General features: G+C 69.0%; 21 protein-coding genes. 6 read left to right on the top strand and 15 right to left on the bottom strand.

Annotated elements, in window-relative coordinates:
- Positions 1-107: 107 nt before the first annotated feature.
- The 3 genes from DSC_RS07200 to dksA form a co-directional block, all read right to left on the bottom strand.
- On the bottom strand, positions 108-1,832 hold the full coding sequence (locus tag DSC_RS07200; protein ID WP_014160493.1) for a PHA/PHB synthase family protein: 1,725 nt from the start codon (positions 1,830-1,832) through the stop codon (positions 108-110).
- Positions 1,833-2,253: 421 nt separating this feature from the next.
- Positions 2,254-3,807 carry a Fic family protein gene (locus DSC_RS17355; RefSeq protein WP_014160492.1) on the bottom strand — a complete coding sequence of 518 codons (1,554 nt, stop codon included), beginning with the start codon at positions 3,805-3,807 and terminating at the stop codon, positions 2,254-2,256.
- A gap of 622 nt (positions 3,808-4,429) precedes the next feature.
- Positions 4,430-5,416 (bottom strand): RNA polymerase-binding protein DksA, encoded by a 987-nt coding sequence (dksA, locus tag DSC_RS07185; protein WP_043290461.1) that lies wholly within the window; start codon positions 5,414-5,416, stop codon positions 4,430-4,432.
- Between the two features lie 86 nt (positions 5,417-5,502).
- Between dksA and yidD the strand changes: the two genes are divergently transcribed.
- The 6 genes from yidD to eutC all read left to right on the top strand — a co-directional run bounded on the left by yidD (position 5,503) and on the right by eutC (position 10,711).
- Entirely contained in the window at positions 5,503-5,784 is a 282-nt protein-coding gene (yidD, locus tag DSC_RS16025) for a membrane protein insertion efficiency factor YidD (protein WP_083833600.1), read from the top strand.
- A complete protein-coding gene (locus tag DSC_RS16860; RefSeq protein ID WP_014160487.1) occupies positions 5,769-5,942 on the top strand; it encodes a hypothetical protein in 174 nt (57 codons plus the stop codon). Before yidD ends, DSC_RS16860 begins: the two co-directional genes overlap by 16 nt.
- Positions 5,943-5,953: 11 nt before the next feature.
- The gene (locus tag DSC_RS07180; RefSeq protein WP_425476617.1) at positions 5,954-6,784 is read left to right on the top strand and encodes a M23 family metallopeptidase; all 831 of its coding nucleotides are present in this window, start codon (positions 5,954-5,956) and stop codon (positions 6,782-6,784) included.
- A gap of 312 nt (positions 6,785-7,096) precedes the next feature.
- On the top strand, positions 7,097-8,470 hold the full coding sequence (eat, locus tag DSC_RS07175; protein ID WP_014160485.1) for an ethanolamine permease: 1,374 nt from the start codon (positions 7,097-7,099) through the stop codon (positions 8,468-8,470).
- Positions 8,471-8,495: 25 nt separating this feature from the next.
- Positions 8,496-9,890 (top strand): ethanolamine ammonia-lyase subunit EutB, encoded by a 1,395-nt coding sequence (locus DSC_RS07170; RefSeq protein WP_014160484.1) that lies wholly within the window; start codon positions 8,496-8,498, stop codon positions 9,888-9,890.
- Positions 9,887-10,711 carry an ethanolamine ammonia-lyase subunit EutC gene (gene eutC, locus DSC_RS07165; RefSeq protein ID WP_014160483.1) on the top strand — a complete coding sequence of 275 codons (825 nt, stop codon included), beginning with the start codon at positions 9,887-9,889 and terminating at the stop codon, positions 10,709-10,711. Before DSC_RS07170 ends, eutC begins: the two co-directional genes overlap by 4 nt.
- 111 nt (positions 10,712-10,822) lie before the next feature.
- Here the strand turns inward: eutC and DSC_RS07160 are convergent, their stop codons facing one another.
- From DSC_RS07160 to DSC_RS07110, 12 genes are all read right to left on the bottom strand, one after another.
- Positions 10,823-11,548: a sulfite exporter TauE/SafE family protein gene (locus DSC_RS07160; protein WP_014160482.1), complete on the bottom strand. Its 726-nt coding sequence runs from the start codon at positions 11,546-11,548 to the stop codon at positions 10,823-10,825.
- Positions 11,538-11,723 carry a cbb3-type cytochrome oxidase assembly protein CcoS gene (ccoS, locus tag DSC_RS07155; protein WP_014160481.1) on the bottom strand — a complete coding sequence of 62 codons (186 nt, stop codon included), beginning with the start codon at positions 11,721-11,723 and terminating at the stop codon, positions 11,538-11,540. Before ccoS ends, DSC_RS07160 begins: the two co-directional genes overlap by 11 nt.
- Positions 11,720-14,128: a heavy metal translocating P-type ATPase gene (locus DSC_RS07150; protein ID WP_014160480.1), complete on the bottom strand. Its 2,409-nt coding sequence runs from the start codon at positions 14,126-14,128 to the stop codon at positions 11,720-11,722. Before DSC_RS07150 ends, ccoS begins: the two co-directional genes overlap by 4 nt.
- A gap of 8 nt (positions 14,129-14,136) precedes the next feature.
- A complete protein-coding gene (locus tag DSC_RS07145; protein WP_014160479.1) occupies positions 14,137-14,655 on the bottom strand; it encodes a FixH family protein in 519 nt (172 codons plus the stop codon).
- Positions 14,652-16,238, bottom strand: a complete 1,587-nt coding sequence (locus DSC_RS07140; RefSeq protein ID WP_014160478.1) for a 4Fe-4S dicluster domain-containing protein — start codon at positions 16,236-16,238, stop codon at positions 14,652-14,654. Before DSC_RS07140 ends, DSC_RS07145 begins: the two co-directional genes overlap by 4 nt.
- A complete protein-coding gene (locus DSC_RS07135) occupies positions 16,235-16,522 on the bottom strand; it encodes a hypothetical protein (RefSeq protein ID WP_014160477.1) in 288 nt (95 codons plus the stop codon). Before DSC_RS07135 ends, DSC_RS07140 begins: the two co-directional genes overlap by 4 nt.
- Entirely contained in the window at positions 16,519-17,451 is a 933-nt protein-coding gene (gene ccoP / locus DSC_RS07130; RefSeq protein ID WP_014160476.1) for a cytochrome-c oxidase, cbb3-type subunit III, read from the bottom strand. The genes DSC_RS07135 and ccoP overlap by 4 nt, the downstream gene beginning before the upstream one ends.
- Complete coding sequence (locus DSC_RS16020; RefSeq protein ID WP_014160475.1) at positions 17,448-17,597, bottom strand: cbb3-type cytochrome oxidase subunit 3; 150 nt, start codon at positions 17,595-17,597, stop codon at positions 17,448-17,450. Before DSC_RS16020 ends, ccoP begins: the two co-directional genes overlap by 4 nt.
- Positions 17,598-17,599: 2 nt before the next feature.
- Entirely contained in the window at positions 17,600-18,223 is a 624-nt protein-coding gene (ccoO, locus tag DSC_RS07125; protein ID WP_014160474.1) for a cytochrome-c oxidase, cbb3-type subunit II, read from the bottom strand.
- Positions 18,224-18,232: 9 nt separating this feature from the next.
- Positions 18,233-19,669 carry a cytochrome-c oxidase, cbb3-type subunit I gene (gene ccoN / locus DSC_RS07120; RefSeq protein ID WP_014160473.1) on the bottom strand — a complete coding sequence of 479 codons (1,437 nt, stop codon included), beginning with the start codon at positions 19,667-19,669 and terminating at the stop codon, positions 18,233-18,235.
- Between the two features lie 327 nt (positions 19,670-19,996).
- Entirely contained in the window at positions 19,997-20,680 is a 684-nt protein-coding gene (locus DSC_RS07115; RefSeq protein ID WP_014160472.1) for an isoprenoid biosynthesis enzyme family protein, read from the bottom strand.
- Positions 20,677-21,363 carry a phosphoglycolate phosphatase gene (locus tag DSC_RS07110; protein WP_043291076.1) on the bottom strand — a complete coding sequence of 229 codons (687 nt, stop codon included), beginning with the start codon at positions 21,361-21,363 and terminating at the stop codon, positions 20,677-20,679. Before DSC_RS07110 ends, DSC_RS07115 begins: the two co-directional genes overlap by 4 nt.
- Positions 21,364-21,520: the final 157 nt, after the last annotated feature.

Raw genomic sequence — 21,520 nt, 5'->3', positions numbered from 1 at the left:
CTGGATGCAACACCTGGTTGATGACTTGAGGCTAGCATCAACCTGCGTGAGCACCCCGCCCATCCCGCGGGCGCTGCGTTGGTTGATCGACCGCGCCATGTCGGCGGTCATGGCTCCCTGACGTAGCGCCCGGGGGCATCGTCGATCACCGGATAACCGCTGGCCGCAGCGCCGGTGTCGGGCGGATCGACGGGCGTACCGGAACGCACGCGCAGCCACTGGCTCCACTCCGGCCACCACGAACCCTCCTTCCGCATGGCGGCCTCGAGCCAGGCGTCGGCATCCAGGTAGCCCTCACCCTGGTGCCGGGTCTTCACCCGGTAGCTGCGGCGCGGATGCCCCGGCTCGCTGACGATGCCGGCGTTGTGACCACCGGTGGTCAGGACGAAGGTGAGCTCGGCCGGCGAGAGATAGTGCAGCTTGTAGACCGACCGCCACGGTGCCACATGGTCGCTCTCGGTGCCCACGCTGAACACCGGCAGGGTGATATCGCCCAGCGACACCGGGCGGCCCCGTACCGGGTAACGCCCTTCGCTGAGATCGTCATTCAAGAACAGCCGGCGCAGGTACTGCGCGTGCATCTTGGCCGGCATCCGCGTGGTATCGGCGTTCCAGGCCATGAGGTCGTTCATCGGCTGGCGCTCGCCGAGCAGGTACTCACTGATCAGCCGCGACCAGATCAGGTCGTAGGAGCGCAGCATCTGGAACGCGCCGGCCATCTGATCGGCGCGCAGGTAGCCTTGCTGCTGCATCTGTGCTTCCAGCAGCGTGACCTGGCTTTCGTCGATGAAAAGACCCAGTTCGCCCGGCTCGCTGAAATCGGTCTGGGCGGTGAACAGGCTCAGCGAGGCCAGCCGGTCGTCACCGTCGCGGGCCATCGCCGCCGCCGCGATGGACAGCAGGGTGCCGCCCAGGCAATAGCCGGTGGCGTGGACCTTGGCCCCGGGCGCGATCGCGTTGATCGCATCCAGGCCAGCCCAGAAGCCCAGCGCCAGGTAGTCGTCCATGCCCAGCTCGCGCTCCTCCACGCCAGGATTCTTCCAGGAAATGCAGAACACGGTGAATCCCTGAGCGACCAGGTAGCGGATCAGCGAATCGTGCGGCGACAGGTCCAGGATGTAGTACTTCATGATCCAGGCCGGGATCACCAGGACCGGCTCGGGATGAACCTGCGCAGTGGTCGGCGTGTACTGGATCAACTCCATCAGCCGATTGCGCAACACCACCTTGCCGGGCGTCACTGCCACATCGCGCCCGACCTGGAAACTCTCCACGCCCGCCGGCGGCTGCTGGGCCAACCGGCGCTCGATGTTGTCCACCAGATAGCCTAGGCCGCGCCGCAGATTGGCGCCGCCTTCCTCGAAGGTCCGGCGCAGGGCCACCGGGTTGGTCGCCAGCTGGTTTCCGGGGGAAAACACGTCCAGCCACTGGCGGGCCGCAAAGGCCACCATGGTTTCGTGATGCCGCTCCACCCCGGGCACCCCGCCTGTGGCGGCCTCCCACCAGCGCTGGTTCAACAGGAACGCCTGGTGCCACAGGTTGAACGGCCAGCTGCGCCATTCCGGCGCGGCGAAGCGGCGGTCGCGGGCGGGCGGTTCGATGCAGGCATGGGCTTGGCCCGGCCCGGCGATCATGCATTCACGCAAGTAGCCGGCCAGGGTCGAGGCCTGTTCCAGCGCCAGCGCGGCCAGATCGGATTGCTTGCCGGGCGAGGCGACCAGATGGGTCGCCCAGTCCACCCAGGCCAGCAGGGCCGACTGCGGCGACAGCGACCCGGTGACACCGGCCAGAGCGGCCCGCGCCTGGACGTCCAACGGACTGAGCGCGTGCATCCGGGGAACCGGAGTGTCGGAAGGAGGGTGGTTCACCACGGGGCCCAGGGAACGAAAAGCGAATCCTGAATCTGCGGCCTGGTGGGCGCCTTGATCTGGATCAACACGGCCATCGGTCTGTCATGCCATCACCAGCCCCGCGGTATACACCCCTTGTATGACCGTGCCGATCAAGGCGCCGCCGCAAGCGCCACGCGCACGTACGAACCCTCGTCTACACGGGGGTTGCGCACACCGTCCAGGTCGCTGGCCCGATCCCGTCCTCGGCGCCGCAGGGCACCTGGTCCATCATGGCGCTGAGGTGCCTTCACCCAGGACACTTCCGCCAGGACACTCCGGGATCGAGGCCGAACGCAGTCGAGTCTTTCGCGCCCCGCGCTCGCGTACTCCATCGACCCATCGCGATTGCCATCGGAGGTAGTTAGTCACGGAAGGCCCGCTCGACCACCTCGACGATATCGGACCAGATGCCTGGTTCTCGCAACACCGGCATTTCCTTGGCCAACACGTTGCTGAGCTCCCCTCGATTCTGCTCGATCGAACGCAACACCCGGTCGGCCTGCTGATCCGGCATCTCGACGATCTCTTTCAGTGCCGCACGTGCCCACCCATGACGGCGCAGGTAGCGCGATTCCTCGCGCATCTGTTCCGTCAGGGTGCGTCCCAGGATGTTGGACAAGACCACCACGTGCGGGCCGAGATCCGGGTAACGCCATAGCGGCCTGGCCTGCTCGGCGCCACCGAAGGCGAAATTCGACACCACCCCATCCGGGTAGGTGGTCTGCACAGGCTCGAACGTCACGTACTCCCGTACTCCTTGCATCAAGGGTGTGGACATTTGATCCAGTACGCGCTCGTAACCGCGCCGCTCGCCGACATCGTCGGTGATGACTGCGGACACTGGCAGGATTACCGGATCAGGGATCACCCCATCACGTCGCAATACGTCGTTGATCAGGAACCGGTGCACCCGCCCATTGCCGTCGGCCAAAGGATGGATGTAGACAAAGCCGAACGATGCCACGGCGCTGCGCATCACCGGCGATTGCCCTTGCGTCCTTTCAAGAAAGACCCGCAATCCCTCCAACATCGCCGGAACATCCTCGGCAACCGGGGCCACGTAATGCACCACCTCCTGGTAGCGCACCACCTCGCCCACGAATACCGGCGATTGCCGTATCCCGAAACGCACAAGTGTGGTTCGCTCACCAAGGATCTCGCGTTGCAATTCGGCCAGCACCGTATCGGTCAGCGGCCATTCGCCCTGACCGGTACGTCGTGCCATCACGTCTGCAAAACGCTGGACACGGGTCGCCTGACCAGCCTCCCCTTCAATGGCAAAACTGGCCCGGCTTTCCCGCAGCGTCATCCACGCAGCGGCCCGCATCAGCAGGTCCTCGCCAAACTCGTCGGTCAATTCACCGAACAGGACCGATACGTCCAGTTCGGCCGCCCGTACGACGGCCTCGTTCTTCACCACCGTCGGGCAGAAGTCCCGCGTGCCCGGCAAGTTGTCGTTTACCCGCCAACGCTGCACCTTCACCGCACGCTCGGGTGAGGCGGCCACCATCTTGGCGGCGTCGATCGCATCGACGTAGTTGCCCCCCAACCGCTCCGGCACCTGCAACAGGTCGCCGGTGAGCCACTCGTACAGGAACGCTGCCCGACGGGCGTACTGCCCGGTTGGTTCGGCCGCAATCCACGCCTGGACGAAATCAGGGCCAGCCTGAGCAAACAGACGGGACAGGAATTCCAGATGCGGGACTTCATGGCGCAGGTGGAATTGCAGATGCGCAGCCGGCGTAGCCGCAGGCCGCATGATCTCCAGATACGCTTCCAGCCGGAAACCCTCATTGATCTCCGACGCACGTCGCCCGCCCACTTGGCTGAGGACGGGCAATCGCCCCATCGGCTCCACCCCGTAGGTTCGGGCCAACCATGCAGCCCCCATGGGGTCAGCGGGGAGGTTACTCATCTGCGCGCTCCCGATAGGAAGGAAGGCAGTTCCGTCCGCACAAAAACGTCGAAACTTGGGAGAAATGCCATCACAGGCGCTTAGAGATGCACAAAATCGATTATAACTTCAACAAATTAGTCGAAAACAATTATGAAAGACTTACCTAGGAGTCCGGAGAAGAGCTTTGCCGATCAGTTGCCTGGCATTTCATCCCCGGCCCCGGAAGCGGAGCAGCATCGCTGCCGCCCGTTTCTCACTGGCCAGCAGATCCAAGCGTCCATCATCTTGCAGCGCTCCTCCAGATACGAGGCCCGGTTGTGGGCTCGACGACGCTTGTTCGCCTCCTCATGGGCCAATTGCCGTTCGATGGCATCGGCATGGAATCCCCGCTCATTGAGTTCCGTCGAGGCCACTTGGCGTTGCGAATCTGGTTTGCGTTCAACTTGTCGATGGCCCTTCACCACACCTCGGACGTCCTCAACGACGTTCGATCTTAGTGGCGGGAAGGCAAAATCAACCCCGGGAAACACCCTCCGAAGCGAGGGATTTCCTGATTAGGCTTGGGACTTGGTGAGGCTACAACTCATTGATTTCATGGGAGGTCACAGCCTTATGAACCCACATAGTTTCATATGAAACTTCAGTCGCCCTGCTGCTTCTGCAGATGCTCCCAACGCTCCTGGGCATCCAGGGTACGTTCGGCAGTCAGGCGTGCTTCCAGGCGCTCCAGGCCGATTTCTTCGCCGGTATCCACGCAGTAGCCATAGTCGCCGGCTTCCAGACGCTTGAGGGTGCTGTCGATCTTGCCGATCAGCTTGCGGTAACGGTCGCGGGTGCGCAGTTCCAGCGAGTTCTCGGTCTCGCGGGTCGCGCGTTCGGCTTCATCGCCCACGTCGCGCACTTCGTCCTTGAGGTTCTCGATGGTCTGCTTGGATTCCTCCACCAGGTCGGCGCGCCAGTCGAGCAGGCGCTGGCGGAAGTACTCCTGCTGCAACGGGCTCATGTACTCCTCGTCGGGCTGGGGCTTGTAGCCTGGGGGGATCACCGGGCGGCCGGTGGCTTCGTCGATGGTGTATTCGACCTTGCGGACCTTGGGCTTGGACGAGGTTTCGGGCGCGCGCGCAGTCACGGCCACGGCGATCTTGCCGGTGACGCGCGAAGCTGCGGGCTTGGCGGGGATGGGGCGTTTGTCGGTTTTCGGGGGAGTCTTGGCGGGCACAGGATTCTTTGCAGGAACGGCCTTGGCTGCGGGCGTCGCGGCGGTCTTGACCACTGAGGCTTGACTGGGACCGGCAACCTTGGCGGGAGCGGATTTGGCCGGAGCGGTCTTGGCAACCGGCTTCGGAGCGGGCTTGGATGCAGGCTTGGCCGCGGGCTTTGCCGCTGCGGCCTGCCTGGCCGGCGCGGGCGCCGGTTTCTTCGCAGCCGCGGCTTTGGCGGCCGTGGGGGCGTTCGTGGCCTTCTTCGCCGGCGCGGTCTTGGTCGCCGCCGGCTTGCTGCTGGCGACAGGCACGGCTTTCTTCGCCGGTGCCTTCTTGGCCGGCGCCTTGGCAGCCGCTGCGTGCTTGCCAGCAGCGGGCGACTTGACGGCCTTGACGGCCGGTTCTACGGGTTTCTTGGCTGCCACGAACAGCGTCCTTGATGATTCCCGGGCCGGGAAAAGCGGGCCTTTATAGCTCACCCACGCAGGGGGGGCAACCACGTTGCCGAGCCATCGCTTATCATCGGGCCATGCTCCAGCGCGGACTCATTGCCTTATTGCGCGGCTACAAGCGCTTGATCAGCCCGCTGCTGGGTCCGCGCTGCAGGTTCGAGCCCAGTTGCTCGGTGTACGCGATGGACGCCATCGGCCGCTTCGGCGTGCTGCGCGGCGGCTGGATGGCGGCCCGCCGGGTCGGCCGCTGCCATCCGTTCCATCCGGGCGGCTACGACCCGGTTCCAGACGACCCCCATTCATCTACCCGTCCAGGCGCCCGTAAATGCCCGCCACCGTGATCGTCAACGCCCGCTGGATCAACGAAGCTCGCCAGACCGCCGGTGGCCTGCGTTTGGAGAACGGCCGGATCGCGACCTGGGTCAACGACCGCATGGGGTGGAACGGCGAGCAGCTGGCCGGCATGCCAAAGGGCCCGCGGCTGGAATCGGATCGGTGAGGCCGGTCTTGCTGGCCCTGCTGCTGGCCGCGGCCGGCAGCGCGAGTCCGGCCGGGTCCATCCCGGCCGCGCACGCGCAGGCGGCAACACAGGCGCTGTTTCCGGCTTCGGTGTCGCAGGGCGCGCTGGTGCTGGGCAAGGTCGCGCCGGGCAGCCAGGTGCGCTATGCCGGACGCACGCTGCGCGTGACGGCCTACGGCACGGTTGTGTTCGGCGTCGGCCGCAACCAGACCGGCCCGCTGCAGGTGCAGGTCACCGCGCCGGGCGCGACCATGCAGACCGTGTCCATCGCGGTGGCGCCGCGCGACTGGCCGACCGAGCGGGTCAATGGCGTGCCGCCGGCGAGCGTCAACCCGCCGCCGCAGCTCGCCGCGCGGATCGCGCGCGAACAGGCGCAGGTGAGCGCGGCGCGCGATCGCGATGATGACCGCACCGATTTCGCGGCACCCTTCCTCTGGCCGGTGCAGGGCCGCATCAGCGGCCGCTTTGGCAATGCGCGCGTCTACAACGGCCAGCCCTCGCCGGCCGGGCACTCGGGCATGGACATCGCCGCGCCCACCGGCACACCGGTCAAGGCGCCGGCGGCCGGGATCGTCACCTTCGCCGCGCCGGACCTGTACCTCACCGGCGGCACGGTGCTGCTGGACCATGGCCATGGGCTCAGCTCCAATTTCCTGCACCTGTCGCGGATCGGGGTGAAGGTCGGCGAGCGCATCGCCCAGGGCCAGGTGATCGGCGCAGTCGGTGCCACCGGGCGCGCGAGCGGGCCGCATCTGCATTGGGGGATGAGCTGGTTCGATACGCGCATCGATCCGCTGCTGGTGCTGGACCGCGCCAGGTAAGGCCCGGCCTCGGCCCGAGCCGGCCAGGCGCGCGACCGCCGAGGGTGCCGCGTTGGGCCACATACCGCGCCGCCCACATCCGGCGCCCGACGCCTGTGCCAGGGGCGTTTTGTTGTGTATAACCTCAAGGCGACGGCGATGCAGCTGACCGCAGCGTCATCGCCCGTACTGCGGCAGGACGCCGCCCCTGGCAATTTGCGTCGATGCCCAGCTGCCACCGCGCAGTGCCATCGGCCTGCAGTCGCAATCAGCAGCGTTGCGGAGCCGGCCGTGCAGGCCGCGCTCCATCTCCTCCCCCTTCAGCGATCGGAGATGCGCGTGATGTCGAACGAAAAACTCAAACCCACCCTGGGCACCCTGCACCTGTGGGGCATCGCCGTGGGCCTGGTGATTTCCGGTGAGTACTTTGGCTGGAGTTACGGCTGGGGCGTGGCCGGCACGCTCGGCTTCCTGGTCACCACACTGGTGATCGCGGCGATGTACACCTGCTTCATCTTCAGCTTTACCGAACTGACCACGGCGATCCCGCACGCGGGCGGGCCGTTCGCCTACAGCTGGCGCGCGTTCGGCGCCACCGGCGGGATGATCGCCGGCATCGCCACCCTGATCGAGTTCGTGTTCGCCCCGCCCTCGATCGCGATGGCCATCGGCGCCTACCTCAACGTGCAGTTCCCGGGCCTGGACCCGAAGGCCGCCGCGGTCGGTGCGTACATCGTGTTCATGACCTTGAACATCCTCGGGGTGACCATCGCGGCCACCTTTGAACTGGTGGTCACCCTGCTGGCGGTGGCCGAGCTGCTGGTGTTCATGGGCGTGGTCGCGCCGGGTTTCAGCTTGGCCAGGTTTGCCGCCGGCGGCTGGGCCGGCGCCGATGTCTTCAGCCCCGCGGCGATCGGCGGGATCTTCGCGGCGATCCCGTTCGCGATCTGGTTCTTCCTGGCCATCGAAGGGGCGGCGATGGCGGCCGAGGAAGCCAAGGACCCCAGGCGCACCATCCCCAAAGCCTATATCGCCGGCATCCTGACCCTGGTGGCGCTGGCCTTTGGCACGATGATCTTTGCCGGCGGCGTGGGCGACTGGAAGGCGCTGAGCAACATCAACGACCCGCTGCCGCAGGCGATGAAGGCGGTGGTCGGGAGCAGTTCGACCTGGCTGCACATGCTGGTATGGATCGGCCTGTTCGGCCTGGTGGCCAGCTTCCACGGCATCATCCTGGGCTACTCGCGGCAGTTCTTCGCCCTGGCCCGGGCAGGCTTCCTGCCGCACGGGCTGGCCAGGCTCTCGCGCTTCCAGACCCCGCACCGGGCAATCCTGGCCGGTGGCGTGATCGGCGTGGCGGCGATCTACAGCGATGGCCTGATCAGCGTGCAGGGCATGAGCCTGACCGCGGCGATGATCACCATGTCGGTGTTCGGCGCGGTGGTGATGTACATCATGAGCATGCTGAGCCTGTTCAAGTTGCGCCGCAGCGAGCCGGACCTGGCACGCACCTTCCGCGCGCCCGGTTATCCGCTGGTGCCGGCGATCGCGCTGGTCCTGGCGCTGGTGTGCCTGGTGGCGATGCTGTGGTTCAACCCGCAGGTGGCGCTGGCGTTCGTGGTGCTGATGGTGCTGGGCATGGGGGTGTGCTGGCTGAGCCTGCGCGGCGGCGGCCCGCAACCGGACGCGGCGATCGATCACGCATGAGCCTGGCAGCGGGACGGACGCGACGATGAGTGGCTTCCAGCACACCGCCGGCGGCCAGCGCTGGCACTTCACCGACCTCAAGGACCTGCTGGCCAAGGCGACCCCGGCCCGTTCCGGGGATCGCCTGGCGGGCGTGGCGGCCGACAGCGATCGGCAACGGGTGGCCGCGCAGATGGCGCTGGCCGAGCTGCCGCTGCGGCATTTCCTGAGCGAGTCGGTCATCGCCTACGAAGACGACGAAGTCACCCGGCTGATCGTGGACAGCCACGATGCGCAGGCCTTCGCGCCGGTGGCGCACCTGAGCGTGGGCGACTTCCGCAACTGGCTGCTGGGCGAGGCGGCGACCGAAGCCAGCCTGGCCGCGCTGGCACCGGGACTGACCCCGGAGATGGTGGCGGCGGTGTCCAAGCTGATGCGCGTGCAGGACCTGGTGCTGGTGGCGCAGAAGACGCGGGTGGTCACGCGCTTTCGCAACACGCTGGGCCTGCGCGGGCGGCTGTCCACGCGCCTGCAGCCCAACCATCCCACCGACGATCCGGCCGGCATCGCCGCCAGCGTGCTCGACGGCCTGCTGTACGGCAATGGCGATGCGGTGATCGGCATCAACCCGGCCAGCGACAGCACCGGCGCCATCATCGAGCTGCTGAAGATGCTCGACGGCGTCATCGGCGGCTACGACATCCCCACCCAGTCCTGCGTGCTGGCCCACCTCACCACCACCATCGAGGCGATCAACCGCGGCGCGCCGGTGGACCTGGTGTTCCAGTCCATCGCCGGCACGGAAGGCGCCAACGCCAGCTTCGGCGTCAACCTGGCGCTGCTGCGCGAAGGCCGCCAGGCCGGCCTGACCCTGGGGCGCGGCAGTGTCGGCGACAACGTCATGTACTTCGAGACCGGGCAAGGCAGCGCGCTGTCGGCCGATGCGCACCATGGCGTGGACCAGCAGACCTGCGAGGCGCGCGCCTACGCGGTGGCGCGTGCGTTCAAGCCGCTGCTGGTGAACACGGTGGTCGGTTTCATCGGCCCGGAATACCTGTACGACGGCAAGCAGATCATCCGCGCCGGGCTGGAGGACCACTTCTGCGGCAAGCTGCTCGGGGTGCCGATGGGCTGCGACATCTGCTACACCAACCATGCCCAAGCCGACCAGGACGACATGGACGTGCTGCTGACCCTGCTGGGCGTGGCCGGGGTCAACTTCATCATGGGCATCCCGGGCAGTGACGATGTGATGCTCAACTACCAGACCACCTCCTTCCACGACGCGCTGTACGCGCGCCAGGTGCTGGGCCTGCGCCCGGCGCCGGAGTTCGAGGCGTGGCTGGAGCGCATGGACATCCTCAAGCAGCGCGATGGACGCTTCCTGCTGGGCCAGGACCTGCCGGCACCTTTCAGGAAGGCGCTGGCCAGGTTGTCATGAGCGAACACGACGACCACCGCCCTGCCCGCCTGGATCCGTGGACGCAGCTGCGCGGCCTGACACCTGCAAGGATCGCGTTGGGTCGCGCCGGCACCAGCCTGCCCACGGCCGCGCACCTGGATTTCCAGTTCGCCCATGCGCAGGCCCGCGATGCGGTGCACCTGGCATTGGACGTGGAGCCGCTGAAAAAGCAGCTTGAGGCGCTGGGGCTGGAAGTACGGGTGCTGCACAGCGCGGCGCAGGACCGCGATGTCTACCTGCAGCGCCCCGATCTGGGGCGTCGCCTGGATGAGGCGTCCTCGATCGAGCTACGTGGCCATGCCGCCACCCGCGGCCACCAGCATGACCTGTGCATCGTGGTGGCCGATGGCCTGTCCGCACTGGCCGTGCACCAGCACGCCGGCCCGATGCTGCAGCGCCTGCGGGCTTACGCACAGGGGCAAGGCTGGTCGCTGGCACCGGTCTGCCTGGTCCACCAGGGCCGCGTGGCGGTGGGCGATGAGATCGCCGAACTGCTGGGCGCGCGGATGTGCCTGGTCCTGATCGGCGAGCGCCCGGGCCTGAGCTCGCCCGACAGCCTCGGCGCGTACCTGACCTGGGCCCCGCGCGTGGGCCTGACCGATGCGGCCCGCAACTGCATTTCCAACATCCGCGCCGCCGGCCTGTCCTATGAGGCGGCCATGTACAAGCTGGCCTGGCTGATGGACCAGGCGCGGCGGCGCCAGCTCTCCGGCGTGCAGCTCAAGGATGAAGCCCAGCAGGCGCTGCCGGATGCTTCGGCCCGGGGCCCTGGAAATTTTCTGGTGGTCGACCAGAAGTAACGGCCCTGGCCTTGAAGGACTGCCTGACAGCAGTGACCGCCGACGGCCGATCACGCGCCATTTTCAGCTCGAACCGCGCCCGGCGCCCGCCCGGCCACGACCCTGCCCCGATCACCCCGGCAGGCTGCCGCAGCCCAGGGCCGACAGCGCGCCGTGCAGGACCGGCACCCGCATCAGCCACGGCGCGGACAGGGTCAACAGGCCGGCCAGCAGCACCATGCCGGCGCCGGCGCGCCGCCAGCCGGGGCGTTGCAGCCAGCCGGACAGGCGCGCGCCGGACCAGGTCAGCGGCAGCATCATCGGCAGGGTGCCCAGGCCAAAGGCGGCCATGGTCAGCGCCGCGTCGCGCGCGTTGCCCTGCAGCCAGGCGGCGGTCAGCAGGCTCAGGCTCAGCCCGCACGGCAGCCAGCCCCACAGCATGCCCAGCGCCAGGCGCCGCCAGCCGCGGTCGGCCGGCAGCAGCGCGCGCTGCAGCGGTTGCAGCTTCGACCACAGCTTCGCGCCGGGCCTGGCGAGGACATCGAAGCGTCCGCGGCGATCGAACAGGCGCAACGCGACCAGCACCAGCACCAGGCCGGCGGCCATGCGCAGGCCCAGGGTCAGCCATTCGATGCGCAGCACCTGCAGCAATCCGCCGCCCAGGCCGCCGACCAGTGCACCGGCGAGGACGTAGCCGCCGACCCGGCCCAGGTTCACCTGCAACGCCGGCAGCCAGCCGCGCGCGGCCCCGACCGCGGAGAAGCCGGTGGCGATGCCGCCGCACATCGCCGCGCAGTGCGCGCTGCCCAGGGTGCCGGCGGCCAGCGCCGCCAGCAGCACCAGCCCGTCAACCGGCATCGCGCGCACTCGGTTCGCGGGGCTGATCGGAAGGCATCTCGTCGTCTTCGAGGATGTCCAGCGCCGGGGTGTCCAGGTCGTCGAACTGGCCGCGCCTGACCGCCCACACGAACGCGGCAATGGCCACCCCCAGCAGCACCAGGCTGATCGGCACCAGCAACAGCAGGATGTTCATTGTGCGGCGTCTCCGGGGCGGGTGCGGGCGCGGGTCAGCCGCAGCGCGTTGGCGGTGACCAGCAGCGAGGAGGCCGCCATGCCCAGCGCGGCCAGCCACGGCGTGGCCCGTCCGCTGACGGCCAGCGGCAACGCCAGCAGATTGTAGGCCAGCGCCCAGCCCAGGTTCTGGCGAATGACCAGGCGCGTGCGCCGGGCCAGCTCGATCGCCGCCGGAATCCGCCACAGCCCGGCGCCGGTGGTCACCAGGTCGGCGGCGGCCTGCGCCAGCGGCGCGCCTTCGCCCAGCGCGATCGAGACGTCGGCCCCGGCCAGCACCGGCGCGTCGTTGAGGCCGTCGCCGACCATCGCCACGATCCGGCCTTGGCCCTGCATCCGGCGCACCATCGCCAGCTTGTCTTCCGGCGTCTGCCGCGCGTGCGGCGCGGGGATCGCCAGCGCCGCGGCCAGGCGGCGCACTGGGCCCTGCGCGTCGCCGCTGGACAGGTGCAGGCGCAGGCCCTGCCGGCGCAATGCGGCCAGCGCCGGCGCCGCGTCGGCGCGCGGGTTCTCGCGCAGCTGCAAGCAGGCCACCGCGCGCTGGCCGTCGCCGAGCCACAGCCGCTCGTCATCGCCGTCACCGCCGGCGGCGAAGTCGGCGCGGCCCAGCCGCCAGCTGCGCCCTTCCACCCCGCCCTGCACCCCGCGTCCGGCGTGCGTGGCCACCGCCGTGGCGGGCAGACCCTGGTCGAACGGCGCGAACGCGATGCGCAGCGGATGGCCACTGTCGCGCTCCAGCGCCGCGGCGATCGCCAGCGCGTGGGACGCGTCGAAACCATCGAAGGTCTCCACCTCCTCCAGCGCCGGCTTGCCGTCGCTGAGCGTGCCGGTCTTGTCGAAGACCACATCGCTGGCGCGGGCCAGCGCATCCAGCGCCTCGGGACGGGTGGCGAGCACGCCGATCCTGGCCAGCGCGCCGTGCACACAGGCCAGCGCCGCCGGCACCGACAGCGACAGCGCGCACGGGCAGCTGATCACCAGCACCGCCAGGGTCACCTCGAACGCGCGCTCGGGCATGTATTGCCGCCAGAACAGCCAGGTCGCCAACGCCACCAGCAGCAGGCCGGCGACGAAGTGCGCGCCAATGCGGTCGGCCAGGCGCGCCACCGGCGGGCGGTGCGCCTGCGCGCGCTCGACCAGCGCGACCAGTTGCGACAACCGGGTGGCCTGCCCGACTCCGGTCACGCGCAGCCGCGCCGGGCGTTCGCGGCACTGGGTGCCGGCGTAGACCGGATCGCCCGGCGCCTTGGCCACCGGCTGCGATTCGCCGGTGAGCAGCGCCTCCTCGAAACTGGCCTGGTCGTCGAGCAGCACGCCGTCGGCTGGTGCGTTGTCGCCGGCGGCCACGCGCACCAGGTCGCCTTCGCGCAGCGCCGAGACCGGCACCGATTCGCGGCTGCCGTCGCCGCGCTCGCGGGTGGCGAACACCGGCCGCGCCCGCGCCAGCGCATCGACCTGGGCGCTGGCGATGTTGCGCGCGCGTTGCTCGAGCATGCGCGCGACCAGCAGCAGGAACACGAACATCACCGCAGCGTCGTACCAGACGTGCGCGCCGCCGCGGAGCGTCTCGACCAGGCTGGCGAAATAGGCGAGCAGGGTCGAGCCGGCGATCAGCACGTCCATGCCGACGCGGCGACGGCGCAGTTCGTGCCAGGCGCCGGCCAGGAACGGCCAGCCCGCGTAGAACACCACCGGCGTGGAGACCAGGAAGGTCAGCCAGCGGAAGAAGTCGCGGGTCGGCACCGGCATCGCGTTGGCGGTGTCCAGGTACAGCGCCTCGGCGAACATCATCGCCTGCAGCGCGCCGAGCCCGGCCACACCCAGGCGCAGCAGCCAGCGCCGGCGCTCGGCGCGGCGCGCGCGTTCGGCTTGCTCGCTTGCGGCCAGGTAGGGCCGGTAGCCGAGCATCGCCAGCCGCTGCAGCAACGGCGACAGCGCGGTGCGGGCCGGGTCCCAGGCGATGCGGATGCGCCCGGTCACCGCGTTGGCAGTGCAGTCGATCACGCCCGGCTCGCGGCGCAGCGCGCGGTCGATCAGCCAGGCGCAGGCGGCGCAGCGCATCGCGTCGGTGAGCACCACGATCTGGCGGCCACCGTCCACCGCGCGGCTGTGTTCGTCGAGCAACTCGGTGCGATCCCAGTCAGCCAGATCCGGGGCATCGTCGCCGACCCGGCCGGCGGCGGCGCTGCGCAGGCGGTAGTAGCCGCCCAGGTCGTTGTCGCCGATCCAGTCGGCGGCGGCGGCGCAGCCGTGGCAGCAGAAGGGCTGCGCCTGGCCATCGACCTGCAGCCACACCGGCGGTTCCGGCACCGGCTCGCCGCAATGGTGGCAGGCGATTGCGGCACCGGGCTGTTCCAGCTTGCCCATCGTGATGCCTAGTCGCCGCTGGACAGCGCCGGCGCCAAGCGCACCGCCTGCTGCTGGCGCGGCAGGCGGCCGCGCAGCCGCCAGCTGCCGTCGGCCGGCGCCAGTTGCACGCGCCAGTGATGGCCGTTGTCGATCCGCGCCGGGGCGCGCCAGCCCAGCGCGCTGGGTTGCAGTTGCAGTTGCAGGTCGGCCTGGGCGTGCAGCGGGTGCTCGAAGGTCGCACGCAGCGGCGCGGCACGGTCGAAGCCGGCACTGGCCGGCAACACTTCGACCGCGCCGTCCACGACCCGCAGCACCGCGAGCAGCCCGCGCTGGCGTGCAGCCTGGTCGGGCCCGAGGTCGGTGGTCTGGATCTGCGAGACGCGTTGCACCTGGTCTCCCACCGCGTCGTTGCCGCCGCTGCGGGTGGCGACCACCACCAGGCCGACGCCGACCACGATCGAAACCAGCGGGATGCCCAGCACCAGCCAGACCATCGGTTCGCGCCAGAAGGGCCTGGCGCGGTTCGTCGAATCGGAGCGGCTCATCGGGCCGGTCCGAAGAAGCTGCTTTCGACGCTCATTTTCGCGCTGCCGTCGGCAGCGGCGATGTCGAAGTGCACTTCGCGCCGGCCGTGCGCGTCGTGCGGGCCGACCACGGTGAGCGGTATGGATGCAACGGCGCCGCCGGCCACCGTGATCGCGGACGGCGTGCGCAGGCGTAGGCCCTCGTCGTCGCCATGGTCGTCGTCATGACCGTCCGCCTGGTCCTCTCGCAGGGCCACGATGTACTGCCGGGCGTGTTCGGTCTTGTTCACCAGCTTGAGCGTGTAGTCGTTCTCGATTGAGCCATCAGCGCTTTCGCGGAACAGGGCATTGCGGTCGCGCAGCACTTCGACGATCAGCGTGCTGCGGTGGGTCACGCCCCAGCCCCAGCCGGCCAGCAGCGCGACCAGCAGCGCGCCGTAGATCAGCACGCGCGGGCGCAGGATGCGGGTGCGCTTGCCGTCGATCGCGTTCTGGGTCGAATAGCGGATCAGGCCGTCCGGGTAGCCCAGCTTGCGCATCACCCCGTTGCAGGCGTCGATGCAGGCGCCGCAGGCGATGCACTCGTACTGCAGGCCGTTGCGGATGTCGATGCCGGTCGGGCAGACCTGCACGCAGATGGTGCAGTCGATGCAGTCGCCCAGCTGCTCCGGCGCAAACTTCGGCAGTGGCGCAAAGGTGGCGCCAGCGCCGGCGAAGGTGATGGTGCCGCGCGCCTGCAGGCGCGCGTCGGCGGCGCTGGGGTTGTAGTGCGCCCGCAGCACGTAGTCGTTGGCGGTGTCCGGGTCCAGCAGGCCGCGCTCGCGCTGCAGCACGCTGGGGATGTGCTTGCGCGGTCCGCGCGGTTCGCCGCGCATCGGGTCGTAGGCGATCAGCAGCGTGTTGCGGTCGAACATCGCGCTCTGGAAGCGTGCGTACGGGCACATGTACTTGCACACCTGCTCGCGCAGGAAACCGGCGTTGCCCCAGGTGGCCAGCGCGTAGAACAGCACCCAGAAGGTTTCCCAGCCGCCCCAGCCCGGCGCGCTGCCCAGCAACGGCGCGCGCGCCGCCAGTTCGGTGATCGGGGTGAAGAAGCCGACGAAGGTGAAGCCGGTCCACAGCGCGAACAGCGCCCACAGCGCGTGCTTGGCGCCCTTGCGCAGCAGCTTCTCGCCGGTCCACGGGCCGGCGTCGAGCTTCATCCGCCGGTTGCGGTCGCCCTCGGTCCAGCGCTCGATCCACAGGAACACCTCGGTCCACACCGTCTGCGGGCAGGCGTAGCCGCACCACAGGCGCCCGGCCAGCGCGGTGAAGAAGAACAGCGCCAGCGCCGCGATGATCAGCAGCAGCGCCAGGAACAGGAAGTCCTGCGGCCAGAAGGTCAGGCCGAACACGTGGAACTTGCGCGCCGGCAGGTCGAACAGCACCGCCTGATGCCCGTCCCAGCGCAGCCACGGGAACAGGTAGAACATCCCCAGCAGCCAGAACACTGCCGCGGTGCGCAGCCTTGTCAGCGGGCCGGACACCTCGCGCGGGTAGACCTTGCGTTCGCTGACGTAGAACGAGCCGCCGGCGCCGGCGTCGTCTTGGGGACGTGTGTTCATTGCGGCGGCGGGCGCTGATCACGGCCGCCCGCGCGCAGCAGGATCCAGGTGAACAGGCTCGAGGCGGCAGTCGCCAGCCAGAACATGAAAAAACCCAGCGTGTAGCCGAGCTGGCGGGTGATCGGCCACTGCGGGAAAGTGATCTGGCGCAGTTCCAGCGGGTCGATGAAGGCGAAGAACACCATGGTGCAGACGCCGGCGCTGAAGAAGCTCGGCCACAGGATCGCGCCGATCCGGCGGACACGCGGACCGGCGTCGTCCAGCGGTTGGCCGGTGACGTTCATGGAGCCTGCGCGGCCCTGGCGGCCGGCGGATGTGACAGCGACCACACGTAGCCGGCGGCCAGCCGCGCGCGGGTTTCGCCGAGCAGGTCGCGGTGCGCCGGCATCGTGCCCTGGCGGCCCTTGCTGATGGTCTGTACCAGGCTTTCCTTGCTGTTGCCGTACAGCCAGTAGTCGTCGGTCAGGTCGGGCGCGCCGAGCGCCTGGTTGCCCTTGCCGGCGGGGCCGTGGCAGGCCACGCACAGGCCGTCGTAGAGATCCTTGCCGCGGGCGGCCGGGTAGTTGTTGTACAGCAGCGACGGGTCGCGCAGGGTGCGCACGTAGGCAACGACGTACTCGACCGCGTCCGGGCCGCCCATGCTGGTCAGCGCCGTGCCCCACTCGGGCATCACGCCCTGGCGGCCGTCGAGCACCGTGGTCAGGATCGTGTCCGGATCGCCGCCCCAGTGCCAGATGTTATCGGTCAGGTTCGGGTAGCCGATCGCGCCCTGCCCGGTCGAGCCGTGGCAGGTGGCGCAGGTGTTGGCGAAGATCTGCCGGCCCAGGGTCAGCGCCTTCGGGTCCTGGGCCAGCCGGTCGATCGGCTGGCCGGCATAGGGACGGAAGGTCGCCTCCAGTTTCCGCGCGGCCAGCGCCTTGTCCGCCGCGTGCTCGGACGCCGAGGACCACTTGCCGTAGCCGGCGATGCCGCCCAGACCTCCGAACCAGAACAGGTAGCCCACGCCAAAGACAAGGGTCAGGTAGAACAGGTTGATCCACCAGCGCGGCAGCGGCTTGTTGTATTCGGTCAGGTCGCCGTCCCAGACGTGGCTGGTCTCCTCCGGCGCCGGATCCCCCGGGCGCCGCCGCGATGTCCACCACAGCAGGGCCGCGCACCCGATCAGGTTGCTCACCACCAGTGCGACGATGAACCATGTCCAGCCGGTGCTCATGGCCGATGCTCCCCCGTGTCGTTTTCATCATCCAGCGGCAGGCGCGCGGTCGCGTCGAAGTCGGCCTTGTGGCGCGGATTCCACGCCCAGATCCAGCCGCCGACGAACAGCGCCAGCAGGATCGCAGTGACGATGCCGGAAACCATGCTCAGCCCCCCTTCGGCGCGTGCTTGCCCAGGCCCTGCAGGTAGGCCACCACCGCATCCAGCTCGGTCTTGCCCTGCACGTCGGCCGGCGCCTGTTGGATCTGCGCGTCGCTGTACGGATCGCCCAGTGCCTGCAGCCCGCGCATCCTCCTGGCCACCGTGGCGCCGTCGAGCGGGGTGCCGGCCAGCCAGGGGAAGCCGGGCATGTTCGACTCGGGCACCACGTCGCGCGGATTGTCGAGGTGGACCCGATGCCAGTCGTCGGAATAGCGCCCGCCGACCCGGGCCAGGTCCGGCCCGGTGCGCTTGCTGCCCCACTGGAACGGGCGGTCGTATACCGATTCGCCGGCCAGCGAGTAATGGCCGTAGCGCTCGCTCTCAAAGCGCAGCGTGCGCACCATCTGCGAATGGCAGTTGTAGCAGCCCTCGCGCACGTACACGTCGCGCCCGGCCAGCTGCAGCGCCGGGTAGGGTTCGACCCCGGGCAGCGGTTCGATCGCCTCGGCCTGGAACATCAGCGGCACGATTTCGGCCAGTCCGCCGAAGGAGACCGCCACGGCGATCAGCACCGCCATCAGCCCGACGTTGCGCTCGATCTTTTCGTGGGAATTGTTGGATTGGCTCATGTCCGCACCTCAGGCGCGTGCTTCGGAAGCGGCGGGAACCAGCACCGGCTGCGCCGCCAGGCTGCCGGCAAGGTAGGTGCGCCACACGTTCCAGGCCATCAGGCCCATGCCGCTGAGCACCAGCAGGCCACCGCCCAGGCGGATCAGGTAGTACGGGTAGGTCGCGTTGAGTGCCTCGACGAAGCTGTAGGTCAGCGTGCCGTCGGCGTTGGTCGCGCGCCACATCAGGCCCTGCATCATCCCGGCGATCCACATCGAGGCGATGTAGAACACCACCCCGGCGGTGTGCAGCCAGAAATGGGTGTCGATGGCCTTGATCGAAAACATCTGTTCGCGCCCCAGCAGGCGCGGCAGCAACGCGTAGATCGAGCCGATCGAGATCATCGCCACCCAGCCCAGCGCCCCGGCGTGCACGTGGCCCACGGTCCAGTCGGTGTAGTGGCTGAGCGAGTTGACCGTCTTGATCGACATCATCGGCCCCTCGAAGGTGCTCATCATGTAGAACGAGAGCGAGACGATCAGGAACTTCAGGATCGGGTCGGTGCGCAGTTTGTGCCAGACTCCCGACAGGGTCATGATGCCGTTGATCGCCCCGCCCCACGACGGTGCCAGCAGGATCAGCGAGAACACCATCCCCAGCGACTGCGCCCAGTCCGGCAGCGCGGTGTAGTGCAGGTGGTGCGGGCCGGCCCACATGTACACCGCGATCAGCGCCCAGAAGTGCACGATCGACAGGCGGTAGGAATAGATCGGCCGCTGTGCCTGCTTGGGCACGAAGTAGTACATCATCCCGAGGAAGCCGGCGGTCAGGAAGAAGCCGACCGCGTTGTGCCCGTACCACCACTGCACCATCGCATCGACCGCGCCGCTGTAGACCGGGTAGGACTTGAACGGCCCGACCGGAATGGCGATGTTGTTGACGATGTGCAGCAGGGTCACGGTAATGATGTAGGCGCCGTAGAACCAGTTGGCCACGTAGATGTGCTTGACCTTGCGCCTGGCAATCGTGCCGAAGAACAGCACCGCGTAGGCGACCCAGACCACCGCGAGCAGGATGTCGATCGGCCACTCCAGCTCGGCGTATTCCTTGCCCTGGGTCAGGCCCAGCGGCAGGGTCACCGCGGCGGCGACGATGACCGCCTGCCAGCCCCAGAACACGAACGCCGCCAGCCGGTCCGAAATCAGCCGCACATGGCTGGTGCGCTGGACCACGTGCAGGCTGGTGGCGAACAGCGCGCTGCCGCCGAAGGCGAAGATCACCGCGTTGGTGTGCAGCGGGCGCAGCCGGCCGTAGCTGAGCCATGGCAGGTCGAAGTTCAGTGCCGGCCAGTACAGCTGGGCGGCGATCAGCACCCCGACCAGCATGCCGACGATGCCCCAGACCACGGTCATCAGCGCGAACTGGCGCACCACCTTGTCGTTGTAGGTTTCTCCGGCACCTTGCATGCGCGCTGCTCCCCGCGGCTGAGACGATACGCAGGGTAGAGGGCAAGCCGCCGGCTGCCATTGATCCAGATCAAGGACCGGCGCACGTTTCGATGCGCCACGCCCGCCGCCGGTTGCATCCGATTGCACCCGATTGCGGCGATTGCGCGGACCACCCCGCCTGGCGCCGCGCCGAGGGTCCGCACGTGCCGCCGTGGCGCCCGCCATGCGCTACGCCGGCGCTGTAGCGCTACTCGACAATCGGCATGCTTTCTCTGGCCGAGGGCGGGCGCGCCGCCGGCAGTCCGCCCCTGCACGCGAATGGACACCTGCCAACGCCGTTGCCGATCAGCTGCCGCCGGCGGCCGCGCGCCAGGTGGTCCATACCAGTTTCAACGGTTTGCTCGGCGTGCTGCCCTGGCCGTCGGCGTGCAGGTGCTGCAGGCGCAGGCGCATCAGGGTGGCCAGCACCCGGCGTGGGCGCGGGCCACCCACCCTGGCCGGCCAATGGGCCAGCAAGGCCTCGCGCCAGCGCGGCGCGTCGGCGTGCGGCGGGACCTCCATCCAGCGGGTGAACAGCAGCTGCGCGGACAGTTCCGGCAGGGCGCTGCGGCGGCGCGCGCCCGGAAACAGCCCGGCTTCGACCTGCGCGATCGCATTGGCCAGCGGCGCCACCAGCGGCAGCGCGGCGTCGGCTTCCTGCGGCAGGCCACGCATCAGCGACAGCGCCGGCAAGGCATCGGCCAGCAGCGCCCATGGCGCCTGGACCGGTTCGAGCACCCGGCCCAGCGGATGGCGCGAACGGTGCCGCGCCCAGTCGCGCAGTTCCTCGCCCCACCAGGCCAGCTTGGCATCGGCCGGCAAGGGATCGCCGGCGATGTTCATTGCATCGGCCAGTTCCTGCAGCAGCGCGAACCAGGCCACGGCGATGCGGCGCTGCGGCTCGGGGACGAAGCCCTGCACCAGCTGCCATTCCGGCCAGCGGCTGCGCCACTTCTCCAGGAAGTTGTCCAGCGCGGTGGACTCGCTCACCGCGCCTGACCTCGCCGCGGCCAGTTGCCTGGGTCGAGCAGATCGAGCGCCCGCTCGAGCATCACATCGGCCTGCCAGGTGAGCGGATCGTCGTGGTCCAGGCGGTAGCCCCACAGCGCGGCGATCGACGCCATCCCGGCGCTGCGCGCGGACTGGATGTCGCGTTCGTCGTCGCCCACGTACACGCAATCGTCGATGGCCACGCCGAGCCGGCGCGCGGCTTCCTGCAGCGGCAGCGGATGCGGCTTGCGCTGGGCCAGGGTGTCGCCGCCGATCAGCACCGCGCAGCGCGACTGCCAGCCCAGCAGCGGCATCAGCGCCCGGGCCAGTCCTTCAGGCTTGTTGGTGACGATGCCCCAGCGGCCGCCGGCGGCTTCCAGCGCACGCAGCATCTGCTCGATGCCATCGAACGGTGCGCCGTGCCTGCCCAGCTCGCCGGCGTAGACGCGCAGGAACTCGGGCACCAGCGCCTCGCGCTCGGCGATGGACAGCTCGGGAAACGCCGCGCCGGACATCGCACGCGCACCCTTGGACACGTGCGGGCGCACCGTCTCCAGCGTCAGCGGCGCGCGCCCGCGTGCGGCCAGCATGCGATTGACGGTGGCGACCATGTCCGGCGCGCTGTCGAGCAGCGTGCCGTCCAGGTCGAACAGGGCGACACTCGGAAAGCCGGGACCCGGGATCCGGGACCCGGGACCCGGGAAAGGCCAGGAGCCGGGACCCGGGACCCGGGACCCGGGACCCGGATCAGGCCGGGACTCGGGACTCGGGACTCGGGACTCGAAAGTTGGATCATCACGCACCGTCCCCTGCATGCCGAGAGGACCCGCGATCGCTTCA

This window comes from Pseudoxanthomonas spadix BD-a59 (assembly GCF_000233915.3).
Lineage (GTDB): Bacteria > Pseudomonadota > Gammaproteobacteria > Xanthomonadales > Xanthomonadaceae > Pseudoxanthomonas_A > Pseudoxanthomonas_A spadix.
This window is presented reverse-complemented; position numbering and strand designations above follow the sequence as displayed.